Source organism: Paracoccus sp. SY (genome assembly GCF_002901215.1).
GTDB classification, from domain to species: Bacteria; Pseudomonadota; Alphaproteobacteria; order Rhodobacterales; family Rhodobacteraceae; genus Paracoccus; species Paracoccus acridae.
On the sequence record NZ_NWMQ01000002.1, the window covers coordinates 311,166 to 324,264 of the forward strand.

16 protein-coding genes and 1 tRNA gene are annotated in these 13,099 nt (G+C 67.7%); 12 read left to right on the forward strand and 5 right to left on the reverse strand.

Features of this window, described 5'->3' with window-relative positions; all coding sequences use genetic code 11:
* Positions 1 to 109: 109 nt before the first annotated feature.
* From CK944_RS03480 to CK944_RS03495, 4 genes are all read right to left on the reverse strand, one after another.
* Positions 110 to 192, reverse strand: a tRNA-Leu gene (locus CK944_RS03480).
* A 35-nt stretch (positions 193 to 227) separates the two neighbouring features.
* Positions 228 to 1,142, reverse strand: a complete 915-nt coding sequence (locus CK944_RS03485; RefSeq protein ID WP_103171637.1) for a pseudouridine-5'-phosphate glycosidase — start codon at positions 1,140 to 1,142, stop codon at positions 228 to 230.
* Positions 1,139 to 2,059, reverse strand: coding sequence for a PfkB family carbohydrate kinase (locus tag CK944_RS03490; protein ID WP_103171638.1), 921 nt, complete (start codon positions 2,057 to 2,059; stop codon positions 1,139 to 1,141). The genes CK944_RS03485 and CK944_RS03490 overlap by 4 nt, the downstream gene beginning before the upstream one ends.
* Complete coding sequence (locus tag CK944_RS03495) at positions 2,056 to 2,403, reverse strand: helix-turn-helix transcriptional regulator (RefSeq protein ID WP_103171700.1); 348 nt, start codon at positions 2,401 to 2,403, stop codon at positions 2,056 to 2,058. The genes CK944_RS03490 and CK944_RS03495 overlap by 4 nt, the downstream gene beginning before the upstream one ends.
* Positions 2,404 to 2,608: 205 nt before the next feature.
* Here CK944_RS03495 and CK944_RS03500 point away from each other — a divergent pair, with 205 nt between their 5' ends.
* The 5 genes from CK944_RS03500 (at position 2,609) to CK944_RS03520 (ending at position 5,231) form a co-directional block, all read left to right on the forward strand.
* Positions 2,609 to 2,956 (forward strand): AtpZ/AtpI family protein, encoded by a 348-nt coding sequence (locus tag CK944_RS03500; RefSeq protein WP_188715146.1) that lies wholly within the window; start codon positions 2,609 to 2,611, stop codon positions 2,954 to 2,956.
* Positions 2,957 to 2,958: 2 nt separating this feature from the next.
* Positions 2,959 to 3,714 (forward strand): F0F1 ATP synthase subunit A, encoded by a 756-nt coding sequence (locus CK944_RS03505; RefSeq protein WP_103171701.1) that lies wholly within the window; start codon positions 2,959 to 2,961, stop codon positions 3,712 to 3,714.
* Positions 3,715 to 3,772: 58 nt separating this feature from the next.
* Positions 3,773 to 4,009 (forward strand): F0F1 ATP synthase subunit C, encoded by a 237-nt coding sequence (locus CK944_RS03510; RefSeq protein WP_089343169.1) that lies wholly within the window; start codon positions 3,773 to 3,775, stop codon positions 4,007 to 4,009.
* 74 nt (positions 4,010 to 4,083) lie between these two features.
* Positions 4,084 to 4,674, forward strand: a complete 591-nt coding sequence (locus CK944_RS03515; RefSeq protein ID WP_103171639.1) for a F0F1 ATP synthase subunit B' — start codon at positions 4,084 to 4,086, stop codon at positions 4,672 to 4,674.
* Positions 4,671 to 5,231, forward strand: coding sequence for a F0F1 ATP synthase subunit B (locus tag CK944_RS03520; protein ID WP_103171640.1), 561 nt, complete (start codon positions 4,671 to 4,673; stop codon positions 5,229 to 5,231). The genes CK944_RS03515 and CK944_RS03520 overlap by 4 nt, the downstream gene beginning before the upstream one ends.
* 84 nt (positions 5,232 to 5,315) lie before the next feature.
* Here the strand turns inward: CK944_RS03520 and CK944_RS03525 are convergent, their stop codons facing one another.
* On the reverse strand, positions 5,316 to 5,984 hold the full coding sequence (locus CK944_RS03525) for an OmpA family protein (RefSeq protein WP_103171641.1): 669 nt from the start codon (positions 5,982 to 5,984) through the stop codon (positions 5,316 to 5,318).
* Positions 5,985 to 6,177: 193 nt separating this feature from the next.
* On the opposite strand from CK944_RS03525, the gene nth reads away from it, so the two are divergent.
* From nth to CK944_RS03560, 7 genes are all read left to right on the forward strand, one after another.
* Entirely contained in the window at positions 6,178 to 6,840 is a 663-nt protein-coding gene (gene nth, locus CK944_RS03530) for an endonuclease III (protein ID WP_103171642.1), read from the forward strand.
* Complete coding sequence (locus CK944_RS03535) at positions 6,837 to 7,850, forward strand: adenosine kinase (protein ID WP_103171643.1); 1,014 nt, start codon at positions 6,837 to 6,839, stop codon at positions 7,848 to 7,850. Before nth ends, CK944_RS03535 begins: the two co-directional genes overlap by 4 nt.
* Before the next feature lie 162 nt (positions 7,851 to 8,012).
* Entirely contained in the window at positions 8,013 to 9,275 is a 1,263-nt protein-coding gene (gene fabF / locus CK944_RS03540; RefSeq protein WP_103171644.1) for a beta-ketoacyl-ACP synthase II, read from the forward strand.
* Positions 9,272 to 10,456: an endolytic transglycosylase MltG gene (mltG, locus tag CK944_RS03545; protein ID WP_103171645.1), complete on the forward strand. Its 1,185-nt coding sequence runs from the start codon at positions 9,272 to 9,274 to the stop codon at positions 10,454 to 10,456. Before fabF ends, mltG begins: the two co-directional genes overlap by 4 nt.
* 123 nt (positions 10,457 to 10,579) lie before the next feature.
* A complete protein-coding gene (locus tag CK944_RS03550; protein WP_103171646.1) occupies positions 10,580 to 11,020 on the forward strand; it encodes a hypothetical protein in 441 nt (146 codons plus the stop codon).
* 387 nt (positions 11,021 to 11,407) lie between these two features.
* Positions 11,408 to 11,719, forward strand: a complete 312-nt coding sequence (locus CK944_RS03555; protein WP_239985948.1) for a permease — start codon at positions 11,408 to 11,410, stop codon at positions 11,717 to 11,719.
* A complete protein-coding gene (locus CK944_RS03560; RefSeq protein ID WP_103171647.1) occupies positions 11,670 to 13,010 on the forward strand; it encodes a DNA-packaging protein in 1,341 nt (446 codons plus the stop codon). The genes CK944_RS03555 and CK944_RS03560 overlap by 50 nt, the downstream gene beginning before the upstream one ends.
* Positions 13,011 to 13,099 lie beyond the last annotated feature (89 nt).

Genomic DNA, 13,099 nt, shown 5'->3' on the forward strand with positions numbered 1-13,099 from the left:
TAGGTACATGACCACCTTTGCTTTTCAGGCAGGCAAAAGTCAAGGAGGGCAGGGTTGTGGACGCAGGATCGTGACCCCGCGGCAGGGTGCGGCAAGGTGCCGCATCCGCTGGTGCGCGGCGAGGGACTCGAACCCCCACGCCGAAGCGGTTGGACCTAAACCAACTGCGTCTACCAATTCCGCCAGCCGCGCACTGACGCACCCATAAGGCAGGACGGGCGACGCGGTCAACGGGTCATCGCGATGGCGATCTGCGCCGCAAGGCGGGCGTTGTTCAGGACCAGTTCGATGTTGGAGGCCAGCGAACGGCCATCGGTCAGTTCGAAGATGCGCTGCAGCAGGAAGGGCGTGACCTCCTTTGCGGCGATGTGCCGGTCCTGGGCTTCGGACAGGGCCTGTTCGATGAAGGGGCCGATCACGTCGGCGGTGATCTCGGATTCGCGGGGGATCGGGTTGGCGACAAGCTGGCCGCCCTTCAGGCCCAGGCGTGCGCGCATGGCGGCCGCGGCGGCGATCTGGTCCGCGCTGTCCATGCGCAGGGGCGCCTTGATGCCGCTGGACCGCGACCAGAAGGCGGGCAGTTCGTCCTGGCCAAAGGCGATCACGGGAACGCCCAGGGTTTCCAGCACCTCCCATGTCTTGGACAGGTCCAGGATCGCCTTGGCCCCGGCGGCCACGACCGTCACCGGGGTCTGCGCCAGTTCCTGCAGGTCGGCCGAGATGTCGAAGCTGCTTTCCGCCCCGCGATGCACGCCGCCGATGCCGCCGGTGGCAAAGACCCGGATGCCCGCCAGATGCGCGCAGATCATGGTGGCCGCGACCGTGGTGGCCCCCGTGCGGCCATTTGCCAGGCAGACGGCCAGGTCGGCGCGCGACAGCTTCATGGCCTGGTCCGAGGGCGTCTGTGCCAGGGCTTCCAGCGCATCGTCGGTCAGCCCGACATGGATTTGCCCGCCCATCACGGCGATGGTGGCGGGGGTCGCGCCGTTGTCGCGGATCACCTGTTCGACCTGTCGCGCCATTTCCAGGTTCTGGGGATAGGGCATCCCGTGGGTGATGATCGTCGATTCAAGCGCGACGACCGGGCGGCCCGCCGCAAGCGCGTCTTCGACTTCGGGCGAAAAGGTCAGGGGGGCACTCATGGAACGTCCTTTCCGGAAACATGCGCGGCGGCGGCATCCACCGCCTGGCGCAGGGCCGCGTCGCGCGGCTGGTGGTTCAGTTCGGCGGCAAGATGTGCCGCCAGGAAGCAGTCGCCCGCGCCGGTGACGCGGGCCACGGTGACAGGTGGCGGGGCGAAGGTCAGGGTGGGCGCGCCCGCCATGGCCTCGGCCACCGGGCGGGGTCCGTCCGTGACCAGCACGCGGGCCGCGCCGCGCGCCACCACGCCCTGCGCGGCGGTCGCGGCATCGGGGCAGGCACGCCCGGCCAGGATCTCGGCTTCCAGGCGGTTCAGGTAGAAGCAGCCGCGCCGGGCGGCGATCAGCGGTTCCAGCCGTTCGGCCTTGCCGGGGCTGGCGGGCACCACGCGCAGGTCGGCGGCGGCCAGGCGGGGGTCGCGGGCGATGGCGGCCAGCAGATCCTCGGTCAGGTTCCCGTCCAGGACGACCGGCGCGGTCCAGCCGGACAGCGCGCCGTCCAGGGCCGCCAGGATCGCGGTGCCCGCATCTTCAAGGCTGTGGACATCGGCGATGGCGGCGATCAGCCCCTCGCTGTCCTCGATGCCCATATAGGTGTCGGTGGGCAGGCCGGTGTCGCGGGCCAGATGATCGGTGACGACGCCCAGCCGCCGGGCTTCGGTCACCAGGACCTCGCCTTCCGGGTCGCGGCCGACGGCGGACAGCACGGCGGGGCGCAGGCCCCAGCGGGCCAGCGCGACCGCCACGTTCAGCGCCACCCCGCCGGGGATGTGGCGGATGCGGCCCGGCACATCGGCGCCCGGCGCCATGCGGCGCGGCGCGCGGCCGATCACGTCCCACAGCATCGCGCCGATGCACAGGATGTCGGGGCGCGCCGGATACTGGACCCGATCCTGGGCCTGATCCTGGGGGTCGGTCATTCGCGGGTCCAGCTTTGCATCTCGGCTTCCAGAAAGCGTTCGAAATCGTCCAGGTCAACAGGATCGAACTGCCCGAAGCCGCCCATCCAGACGGATGCCGCGCGCATCCCCTCGGGGTCCAGCTTGCACCAGGTGATCCGGCCCCGCCGCTCCTGCCGGATCAGGCCCGCCGCCGCAAGGACCGACAGGTGCTTGGAAATCGCGGCCAGACTCATGTCGAAGGGCGCCGCGACGTCGCTGACGGCCATGTCGTCCTCCAGCAGCATCGACAGCACCCGCCGCCGCGTGGGATCGGCCAGGGCCGCGAAGATCAGGTCCAGCGGGTCGGGCGAGGGGGTGTCCATGCCCATCTCATGGCGCGGAATGGCGGGAATGGTCAACTGCGCGGTTGAACGTTCTGCGGCCGGGGCAGGGGCCAAGGGCCGGTCCTTCGGCAGGCCGATCAAGCAAAACCTTTGTTTGCCAGATACTTGCATGATCAAGTCACTTGCTTGACTCGGGCGGCGATCCCCCCTAGACAGCGCCGCAACGAAGAACGGGGCATGACAGATGGCCGAAGACCCCCGGAGCGATGTGGACAGGGAAGCGGATGCCGCCCGTCTGCGCGACCTGGAAGACCGGCTGTCCCGCCTGACCCGGAAGCCAGAGGCGAACATGCCGATGGCGGGCTATGACAAGGCGCATGTCGCCTGGCGCATGGTCACCGAAATCGTCGCGGGCATCATGCTGGGCGCCGGGATCGGATACGGGTTGGATTACGTGTTCGGCACTTTGCCGGTCATGCTGATCCTGTTCATACTTCTCGGCTTCGTGGCCGGCATCAAGGTGATGATGCGCACGGCGGCCGAGCTTGGCAGCAATTCCGGCAAGCCGCCGGGGACCGACGAGAGGGATTGATCGTGGCGACCGAAGCGCATGGCGAGGCAACCGGCCTGTCTTTCCACCCGATGGACCAGTTCATCGTCCGCCCGCTGTTCGGCGACGGCCCGGTCCACTGGTACACGCCCAGCAACGTGACGCTGTGGCTGTTCGCCATCATCCTGGCCACGCTGGCGCTGCTGGTGCTGGGCACGCGCGGCCGCGGCATCGTGCCGACCCGCACCCAGTCGATCGCGGAACTGTCCTATGGCCTCGTGCACAAGATGGTCGGCGACATCGCGGGCAAGGACGGGCTGAAGTACTTTCCCTATATCATGACGCTATTCATGTTCGTGTTGTTCGCGAACTTCCTGGGCCTGCTGCCCCTGGCCTTCACGGTCACCTCGCATATCGCGGTGACGGGCGTGCTGGCGCTGGCGGTGTTCCTGTCGGTGACGGCTATCGGCTTCATCAAGAACGGCGCGCATTTCCTGGACCTGTTCTGGGTCCGCTCGGCCCCCTTGGCGATCCGCCCGGTTCTGGCCGTGATCGAGGTGATCAGCTATTTCGTGCGCCCCGTCAGCCATTCCATCCGACTTGCAGGCAACATGATCGCCGGCCATGCCGTGATCAAGGTCTTTGCCGGTTTCGCAGCCATCGCAGCCGTGGCCCCGATTTCCATCATCGCGGTCGTGGGCATGTATGCCTTCGAAATCCTGGTGGCCTTCATCCAGGCCTATGTCTTCACCATCCTGACCTGCGTCTATCTGAAGGACGCGCTGCATCCGTCGCACTGACGCCGGACGCACAGGTCATCAACCCAATCCACCACTTCCAACCGCAAGGAGCATCATCATGGAAGGCAATATCGGAGAACTGGGCCAGTACATCGGCGTCGGCCTGACCGCCATCGGCATGGGCGGGGCCGCCATCGGTGTGGGCAACGTCGCCGGCAACTTCCTGTCGGGCGCGCTCCGCAACCCGTCGGCCGCCGCCGGCCAGACCGCCACGCTGTTCATCGGCATGGCCTTTGCCGAAGCCCTGGGGATCTTCTCGTTCCTCGTCGCGCTTCTGCTGATGTTCGCGGTCTGATCCTGCGCCATCCTTGCGGCGGGGTGGGGCTTCGGCTCCGCCCCTTCGTGACTGTCAGGGCCAAGGGGTAGGACATGATCAGCCTGTTGCAAGAGGCCGCCACCACCGCGGCCGAACATACCGAAAGCGTGGCGTCCTCCGTCGCGCATGGAGAGACCGAGACGACAACGGGCCTGCCCCAGTTGGATCTCTCGACCTTTGCGAACCAGATCTTCTGGCTGGTCGTCGCCATGGTCGTTCTTTACTGGGTCGTCGCCAAGATCGCGCTGCCGCGCATCGGCGCCGTCCTGTCGGACCGCCAGGGCGCCATGACCGGCGACCTGATGGCCGCCGAGGAATTCAAGCTGAAGGCCAAGGAAGCCGAGGCCGCCTATGATAAGGCGCTTGCCGATGCCCGGGCCGAGGCGAACAAGATCGTCGCCGCGAACCGTGCGGAAATCCAGAAGGAACTGGATGCCGCCATCGCCCATGCCGATGCCGAGATTTCGGCGCGCGGCGCGGAGTCGGAAAAGCGCATCCGCGAGATCCGCGATTCCGCCGATGTCGATGCGCGAGAGGTCGCCCGCGACGTTGCCGCCGAACTGGTGCGCAGCTTTGGCGGGACGGTCGATCAGGCCGCTGTCGATCAGGCTGTGGACAGCCGCATGAAAGGGGCCCTGCAATGAAGAAACTTGCCGTCATTGCCGCCACCGGGCTGAGCGCCGGACCGGCCTTTGCCGCGACGGGTCCGTTCTTCTCGCTGCGGAACACGGACTTCATCGTCCTGGTCTCATTCCTGGCTTTTGTCGGGGTGCTGCTTTACTTCAAGGTTCCCTCGCGGATCGGGGCGCTGCTGGACAGCCGCGCCGCCGGCATCCGCCGCGACCTGGACGAGGCCAAGCGCCTTCGCGAGGAAGCGCAGGAAATCTATGCCAGCTATGAACGCCGGCAGCGCGAAGTGGCGGGTCAGGCCGACCAGATCGTCGCCAATGCCAAGCGCGAGGCCGAGGCCCAGGCCGCCAAGGCCAAGGCCGACCTGAAATCCTCGATCGAACGGCGCCTGAAGGCGGCCGAGGATCAGATCGCCAGTGCCGAGGCCGATGCTGTGCGTGCCGTGCGCGACCGCGCGGTGCAGGCGGCGATCGCCGCGGCGTCCAGCCTGCTGGCGCAGCAGGTCGGCGCAGGACAGCGGTCCGCAGGGATCGACGAAGCCATCGACGACGTGGCGCGCCGGTTGAACTGAGATCGCAGGAACAGCAATTGCGAAAAACCCCCGGTCGAAAGACCGGGGGTTTTGCTTTGCCTGCGCGTTTCGTGCGGCTGACGGTCAGCGGGTCGGGCGGATCAGGATCTCGACCCGGCGGTTCTGCGCGCGGCCGGCGGCGGTGTCGTTGGAGGCGATGGGCTGGCTGAAGCCTGCCCCGCTGGCGATCAGGCGCTGCGGCGACACGCCCGCTGCGGACAGGATGCCCGCGACGGACTGGGCGCGGCGCTGCGACAGGTCGGCATTCAGCGCCGCGCTGCCGGTGTTGTCGGTGTGGCCCACGACCTCGACCCGGCTGTTGGGATACTGGTTCAGGTTGCGCGCGACGGCATAAAGGTCGTTCTGCGCGGCGCCCGACACGGCGGCCGAGCCGGTGGCGAACAGGATCCCTTCGGGCATTACGACCTGCAGGTAGGAGCCGCGGTTGATGACCTGGATGTTCGGGTTCGACAGCGACTGCTGCAGCGCCTGCGCCTGGCGGTCGAGGATGTTGCCCGCGACGGCCCCGGCGATGCCGCCGACGATCGCGCCGCGCGCCGCGTCGCGGCCTTCGTTGTTGCTGTCGTCGTCGCGGGTCGCGCCCAGGACGGCCCCCACGGCGGCGCCGGCAAGTGCGCCTTGCTGCGTGCGGCTCATGCCGCTGGTGCCCGTGCCGGTGCCGTCCATGGGGGCGCAGGCGCCAAGTGCCACAAGGCCCCCGGCGGCGAGGAGAGAGGTGACGCGAAGGTTCATGGGAGTTCCTTTCATGGTCTTGCGACGTGAACATGCGGCAAATTCGCATCTGCCGTCAAACGTGCGCGAAGCTGGCCCAGTTCCGGGCGAAAGGGAAGTCACGGCTGCGTGGAAGGCGTTGGAGTGGCGGAAAAACCCGCCCTTGCAGGCCGGGCTTGCATTGCTGTCCCGGGCCGGTCAAAAGCGTCGGGCCATGGTCCAGCCCCGCCGCCTTGCCCCTCCCTTGCCCTTTGCCCAGCAGGTCGCGATCTTTTCGCGCCTGGCAAGCGCCAATCCGCAGCCGGTGACCGAGCTGGAGTTTTCCAACCCCTTCACGCTGGTCGTGGCCGTCGCCTTGTCGGCCCAGGCGACCGATGTGGGCGTGAACAAGGCTACGCGCGGGCTGTTCGCCATCGCCGACACGCCGCAGAAGATGCTGGACCTGGGCCTTGAGGGCGTGACCGAGCATATCAAGACGATCGGCCTGTTCCGCCAGAAGGCCAAGAACGTCATCGCCCTGTCCCGCATCCTGGTCGAGGAATTCGGCGGCGAGGTTCCCGACAGCCGTGCCGCCCTGATGCGCCTGCCCGGCGTGGGGCGCAAGACCGCGAACGTGGTCCTGAACAGCGCCTTCGGCCATCCTGCGCAGGCGGTCGATACGCATATCTTCCGGGTGGGCAACCGCACCCGCATCGCCCCCGGCCGCGACGTGGACGAGGTCGAGCGCGCCATCGAGGACAACGTGCCCGCCCGCTTCCAGGACAATGCCCATCACTGGCTGATCCTGCATGGCCGATACATCTGCCAGGCCCGGCGCCCGCGTTGCGCGGTCTGCCCCATCTACGACCTGTGCCCATACGAGGAGAAGACCGCATGACCACCCCCTATGTGATCGGCATCGGCAATGCGGTGATGGACGTGATCTCGCCCGTGGCCGAGGACCGGCTGGCGGCGCTGGGGGTGCGGAAGGGCATCATGCAGCTGATCGAGCGCGAGCGGTCGGAATACCTGATGGCCGCGCAGGCGGACGATCACGGGCCGGGGCGCGCGCAGTCGAAGCTGGTGCCGGGCGGGTCGGTCGCCAACACGCTGGCGGGGATCGGGATGCTGGGGCTGCGGACGGCCTTTATCGGGCGGGTGGCGGACGATCCGCTGGGCCTGTCCTATGCCGAGCAGACCGAGGCGGCGGGGACGGTCTTCGTCAACCCGCCGGTCGCGGGCGAGCAGTTGCCGACATCGCGGAGCATCATCCTGGTCACGCCGGATGGCGAACGGTCGATGAACACCTATCTGGGGATTTCCGCCGAACTGGGGCCGGACGACGTGAATCCATTCGTTTTTCAAGGGGCTGGATGGCTGTTCCTTGAAGGATACCTGTTCGACAAGCCCAAGGGGAAGGAGGCGTTCCTGAAGGCCGCGAAGTCCTGCCACGAGGCGGGCGGGCAGGCGGGGATCGCGCTGTCGGACCCGTTCTGCGTGGACCGCCATCGCGAGGATTTCCGCCGCCTGGTGGCGGGGCCGATGGATTACGTCATCGGCAATGTCCATGAATGGACCTCGCTTTACCAGGTCACGGATCTGGAGGAGGCCCTGCGGCTGGCCCAGGCCGATTGCGGGACGGTGATCTGCACGCGGTCGGGCGAAGATGCGATCCTGATCCGCGACGGGGAACGGGTGAGCGCGCCGGTCCACCGCGTCGTGCCGGTGGATGCGACCGGGGCGGGGGACCAGTTCGCGGCGGGGCTGATCTATGGGCTGGCAACGGGTGCGCCGCTGGCGGTGGCGGGGCGGATGGGCTGCATCGCCGCGGCCGAGGCGATCGGGCATGTGGGGCCGCGGCCCGAGCGCGATCTGCGGGCGGATTTCAGGGCCGAGGGTCTGATCTGAGTTTGCGTCCCGCGAAAGCCGGGGGCGCTTCGCCCCCCGGACCCCCCGAGGATATTTGAGGTCCAATGCAAAGTGCCGCTGGTCGGCAGCCCCGGCGTTGCGCGGTTCTGCCGGCGCGTGTATCAGGTCTGCGACAGATTTGCAGTTTGAAGGACATTGCGGATGCGCAGGGTTGTTGTCACCGGATTGGGCATGGTCACGCCGCTGGCCTGCGGCGTCGAGGCGACATGGGAACGGCTGCTGGCCGGGCAGTCCGGCGCGGGGCCGATCACGCGCTTTGATTCCAAGGACGTGGTGACGAAATACGCCTGCGAGATCCCCTTCGGCGACGGCAGCGACGGCAGCTTCAACCCCGACGACTGGATGGAGCCGAAGGACCGGCGCAAGGTCGATGACTTCATCCTGTACGGCATGGCCGCGGCCGAGCAGGCGGTGAAGGATTCGGGCTGGGAGCCGCAGACCGAGGAGGACCGCGAGCGGACCGGCGTGATGATCGGATCGGGGATCGGCGGGCTGACCTCAATCGCGGAAACGGCGGTGCTGATCAAGGAACGCGGGCCGAAGCGGGTGTCGCCCTTCTTCATTCCCGGCGCGCTGATCAACCTGGTGTCGGGGCAGGTGTCGATCCGCTTCGGCTTCAAGGGGCCGAACCATGCGGTCGTGACCGCCTGTTCCACCGGGGCGCACGCCATCGGGGACGCGGCGCGGCTGATCATGCTGGGCGATGCCGACGTGATGGTCGCGGGCGGCGCCGAAAGCCCCATCAGCGAGATCGGCATCGCGGGCTTCAACGCCTGCAAGGCGCTGTCCACCAAGCGCGACAACGATCCGCAGTCGGCCAGCCGCCCCTATGACGTGGACCGGGACGGCTTTGTCATGGGCGAGGGCGCCGGCTGCCTGGTGCTGGAGGAATACGAACACGCCAAGGCGCGCGGGGCGAAGATTTACGCTGAAATTCTGGGCTATGGCCTGTCGGGCGATGCCTATCACATCACCGCGCCCAGCGAGGATGGCGATGGCGGCTTCCGCGCGATGCGCAACGCGCTGAAGAATGCGGGGCTGGAGCCTTCGGCGGTTGACTACATCAACGCGCATGGCACCAGCACCATGGCCGACACGATCGAGCTTGGCGCGGTGGAGCGCCTGCTGGGCGATCACGCGCCGAACGTGGTGATGTCGTCCACGAAGTCGAGCATCGGCCACCTGCTGGGCGCGGCGGGCGCTGTCGAGGCGATCTTCTGCGTGCTGGCGATCCGCGACGGGATTTGCCCGCCGACGATCAACCTGGACAACCCCGCGGTCGAGCCGAAGCTGGATCTGGCGGCCAATGCGGCCGTGCGGCGCAAGGTCGATGTGGCGCTGTCCAACAGCTTCGGCTTTGGCGGCACGAACGCCTCGCTGGTCCTGGGGGCGGTCCGGGGATGATCTGGCGCAACATCGCCTCGAACTTCCTGACGCTGCTGATCGTGCTGCTGATCGCCGCGGCCGCGGCGGTGGCCTGGGGCAAGCACCAGTTCAGCGGGCCGGGGCCAAGTGCTGTCGCGCAATGCGTGCAGGTGGCGCCGGGGGCAAGCCTGAACGCGGTCAGCCAGCAGCTTGTGGAACAGGGCGCGATCAGCAATTCCTATGTCTTCCGGGCCGGGACGGATTATCTGGACCGCGCGCGCGATCTGAAATTCGGCAGCTATCTGGTGCCGCCCCATGCCAGCATGGCGCAGATCGTCGATGTGATCACCACGGGCGGGCCCTCGACCTGCGGGACCGAGGTCGTGGTGCGGGTGGGCGTTCGGGAAAACACCGTGCTGTTGCGCGACATGAACCCGGACACCGGCGCCTTCGAGGAGATGGCGCGTTACAACCCCGCGACCGAGGAAGCCCCGCAGGCGATCCTGGCGGCTGCGGACAGGCCCGGGGCGCGGCTGCGCGTGACCATGGCCGAGGGCGTGACCAGCTGGCAGGTGGTCGAGGCGCTGAAGGCCGCGGCTTTCCTGACCGGCGAGGTCGAGGACATCCCGGCCGAGGGAAGCCTTGCCCCCGATACCTATGAGGTCGAGAAGGGCAGCGATCGGTCTGCCCTGCTGGCCGAAATGGCCCGGCGGCAGTCGGCCATCCTGGCGGCGGAATGGGAGGCGCGGCCCTTTGGCCTGCCCTATCGGACGCCCGAGGAGGCGCTGATCATGGCATCCATCGTGGAGAAGGAGACGGGGGTGCCCGAGGAACGACCCCAGGTGGCCAGCGTCTTCGTCAACCGGCTGGAGCAGGGGATGCGGCTGGAGACCGACCCCACGGTGATCTATGGCATCACGGGCGGGGAAGGGATTCTGGACCGAGGCCTGAGGCGGTCCGAACTGGCGGCAACGACGCCATACAACACCTATCGCGTGGATGGCCTGCCGCCCACCCCGATCGCCAATCCGGGCCGCGAGGCGATCCGGGCGGCGTTGAACCCCGACAGCACGGACTATCTGTTCTTCGTGGCGGACGGATCGGGCGGGCACGCGTTTTCGCGCACGCTTGAGGAACACAATGCCGCCGTGGCGCGCTGGCGCGAGATCGAGCGGCAGCGTGGCGCGGATGCGACCAGTCCCGTCCAGGGCGACGGCTGACACGGCCCAAGCCGTTCAAAGGGTTTGACAAAGCCCGCCCTGCGCCGCAGCATTGCGGTCAAGGGGCGGGCTTTTCCAATGGCGCGAACCGCGCCGGGCGCCGCCCTGGCAGGAGGATGCGCCATGAAACTGTCCGACATGTTCTCGACCCTGGCCGAAAATGCCCGCACCTATGAAAAGCGCGTGGCCGAATGGCAGGACGAGATGAACAGCCGCAACGACGAGATGATGGCCAGCGCCCGCAAGTGGCAGGAAACGGCCATGCAGCGCCAGGACGAGATGAACCGGCAGTTCCGGGGCTATTTCGAGGAAGCCGGCGAAAACGTCCGCAACCAGTGGCAGACGATGCAGACCGCCTGGGAGGAGCAGTTCCAGAAGATGCGCGAAAAGGGCGAGGAAATGCGTGCTGCCGCGATGAAGTCCGGGCATTTCCCCGAATGGGCCGAAGCCTACGCCGCGCAGATGGTGGGCTTTGCCCAGAAGATGCAGGACGAGGCCGCCAATGCCATCGCCGCCGCGACCGAGGCGAAGGGCAGCACGTCCAAGGGGACCAAGGACGTCTGACAGGCGAATCCCGCGCCCTGTCGGAGTGGTTTCCGGCAGGCGTTGCCCGGCAACATCCAAGGGTGTTGCGCAGGGTGTTGCAGGGGGTCAACCCTTTGTTCGGTTTTGCTAATTCCTGGTTGACCGTGCGCGCACCGGTTTAGCGATTGACTTACCGAACGCCCTGGGGTAGAACATTTACATGCTGGGAAAAGTGGGCAAGCGGCCGGGGGGCGACCTCTAGGGCCGCTTTTTCAGTTTTCGGCTCGTGCGGACAGGACACGAGGCGGGACAGTTTGCATGAACGATATGAAATGGCGCGGGGTCGTTGATCCCGAAGGACCGTTTGCGGCCGGGGCAAGCCCTGCCCGGACGGACGTGAAGCCTGGTGCGAGTGCTGCGCCGGAGGTGGACCCGAACGAGGCCATCGCCGTCGCAGAAGGGTTGTTCTGGTCGTATGTCAAGGATTTGAAACGTCACGAGGCCGCGTTGGAGGCCCGGCAAAGCGGGGCCGTCGATCCCGCCGAGCTGAAGGAAGCCATGCAAACCGCGAAGGTCGTCCGCGAGGCGGTCGGTCTTCTGATGGCGGAAAGGAACAGGGTTGACAAGCTACGCAAGGATATCGCCGGAGGGGTCGGGGGCGGAAGCCTTGACCTTGACCAGGCACGAGATGAGATCGGGCGCCGCCTGGCTTGCCTCCGCCGCGCCGGAGGACGTTGACGAATTCCTGGGCGGGCTGTCGGAAAACGCGCTGATGGCGCTGCCCTGGATGTTCGAGTTCTGGGCCCTGGATCATCAGTTGCCCCCCGAGGGCGACTGGAAGACCTGGGTGATCATGGGCGGGCGGGGCGCGGGCAAGACCCGCGCCGGGTCCGAATGGGTGCGGCGGATGGTCGAGGGTCCGACCGCCGCCGCACCGGGGCGCTGTCACCGCGTGGCGTTGGTGGGCGAAACCTTCGACCAGGTGCGCGAGGTGATGGTGTTCGGCGAAAGCGGGATCCTGGCCTGTTCGCCCCCCGACCGCCGCCCCGTCTGGGAAGCCGGGCGCAGGCGGCTGGTCTGGGCCAATGGCGCCACTGCCACGGTTTATTCCGCGCATGAGCCCGAGGCGCTGCGCGGGCCGCAATTCGACGCGGCCTGGGCGGATGAGCTTGCCAAGTGGAAGAAGTCCGAGGATGTCTGGGACATGCTGCAATTCGCGCTGCGCCTGGGGGATCATCCGCAACAGGTGGTCACCACGACGCCGCGCAACGTGGGGGTGCTGAAGCGGATCCTGGGCAATGCGTCCACGGTCACAACCCATGCGCCGACGGATGCGAACCGTGCCTATCTGGCGGAAAGCTTCCTGGCCGAGGTCGCGTCGCGCTATGGCGGGACGCGGCTGGGGCGGCAGGAACTGGATGGCGTGCTGCTGGACGATGTGGAAGGCGCGCTGTGGACCACGGCGATGCTGGAAGGCGCGCGGGTGGAACGCGCGCCGAAGCTGTCGCGTGTCGTCGTCGCCGTCGATCCGGCGGTGACGGCGGGCAAGGCCAGCGACGAATGCGGCATCGTGGTCGCGGGCGTCGTGGCCGAGGGCGAGCCGGGCAGCTGGACCGCCTATGTGCTGGAGGACGCGACGGTGAAGGGCGGGCCGCTGGATTGGGCGCGCGCCGCCATCGCCGCGATGGACCGCCATGGCGCCGAGCGTCTGGTGGCCGAGGTGAACCAGGGAGGCGACCTGGTGGAAAGCGTGATCCGGCAGGTGGATCCCCTGGTCCCGTTCCGTGCCTTGCGGGCAGGGCGGGGCAAGGGGCTGCGGGCCGAGCCTGTGGCGGCGCTTTACGAGCAGGGGCGGGTCAAGCACCTGCGCGGCCTGGGCGCGCTGGAGGACCAGATGTGCCAGATGACGGTGCGCGGCTTTGAAGGCCGGGGCAGCCCGGATCGGCTGGATGCGCTGGTCTGGGCGATCCACGAGTTGGTGATCGAGCCGGGGGCAAGCTGGCGGCGGCCGCAGATGCGGCGGTTGTGACAAGGCCGGGGGCGCTTCGCCCCCCGGACCCCCAGAGGATATTTGGACCAGGATGAAAGGGCTGCCGAAAGGCGGCCCTTTCTCGTTGG

What these genes read in the sequence shown, in the direction of transcription:
- CK944_RS03485 (WP_103171637.1), bottom strand. Translation starts at nt 1,142, where the DNA reads ATGAGTGCCCCCCTGACCTTTTCGCCCGAAGTCGAAGACGCGCTTGCG.
- CK944_RS03490 (WP_103171638.1), bottom strand. Translation starts at nt 2,059, where the DNA reads ATGACCGACCCCCAGGATCAGGCCCAGGATCGGGTCCAGTATCCGGCG.
- CK944_RS03495 (WP_103171700.1), bottom strand. Translation starts at nt 2,403, where the DNA reads ATGGACACCCCCTCGCCCGACCCGCTGGACCTGATCTTCGCGGCCCTG.
- CK944_RS03500 (WP_188715146.1), top strand. Translation starts at nt 2,609, where the DNA reads ATGGCCGAAGACCCCCGGAGCGATGTGGACAGGGAAGCGGATGCCGCC.
- CK944_RS03510 (WP_089343169.1), top strand. Translation starts at nt 3,773, where the DNA reads ATGGAAGGCAATATCGGAGAACTGGGCCAGTACATCGGCGTCGGCCTG.
- CK944_RS03515 (WP_103171639.1), top strand. Translation starts at nt 4,084, where the DNA reads ATGATCAGCCTGTTGCAAGAGGCCGCCACCACCGCGGCCGAACATACC.
- CK944_RS03520 (WP_103171640.1), top strand. Translation starts at nt 4,671, where the DNA reads ATGAAGAAACTTGCCGTCATTGCCGCCACCGGGCTGAGCGCCGGACCG.
- CK944_RS03525 (WP_103171641.1), bottom strand. Translation starts at nt 5,984, where the DNA reads ATGAACCTTCGCGTCACCTCTCTCCTCGCCGCCGGGGGCCTTGTGGCA.
- nth (WP_103171642.1), top strand. Translation starts at nt 6,178, where the DNA reads ATGGTCCAGCCCCGCCGCCTTGCCCCTCCCTTGCCCTTTGCCCAGCAG.
- CK944_RS03535 (WP_103171643.1), top strand. Translation starts at nt 6,837, where the DNA reads ATGACCACCCCCTATGTGATCGGCATCGGCAATGCGGTGATGGACGTG.
- fabF (WP_103171644.1), top strand. Translation starts at nt 8,013, where the DNA reads ATGCGCAGGGTTGTTGTCACCGGATTGGGCATGGTCACGCCGCTGGCC.
- mltG (WP_103171645.1), top strand. Translation starts at nt 9,272, where the DNA reads ATGATCTGGCGCAACATCGCCTCGAACTTCCTGACGCTGCTGATCGTG.
- CK944_RS03550 (WP_103171646.1), top strand. Translation starts at nt 10,580, where the DNA reads ATGAAACTGTCCGACATGTTCTCGACCCTGGCCGAAAATGCCCGCACC.
- CK944_RS03560 (WP_103171647.1), top strand. Translation starts at nt 11,670, where the DNA reads ATGAGATCGGGCGCCGCCTGGCTTGCCTCCGCCGCGCCGGAGGACGTT.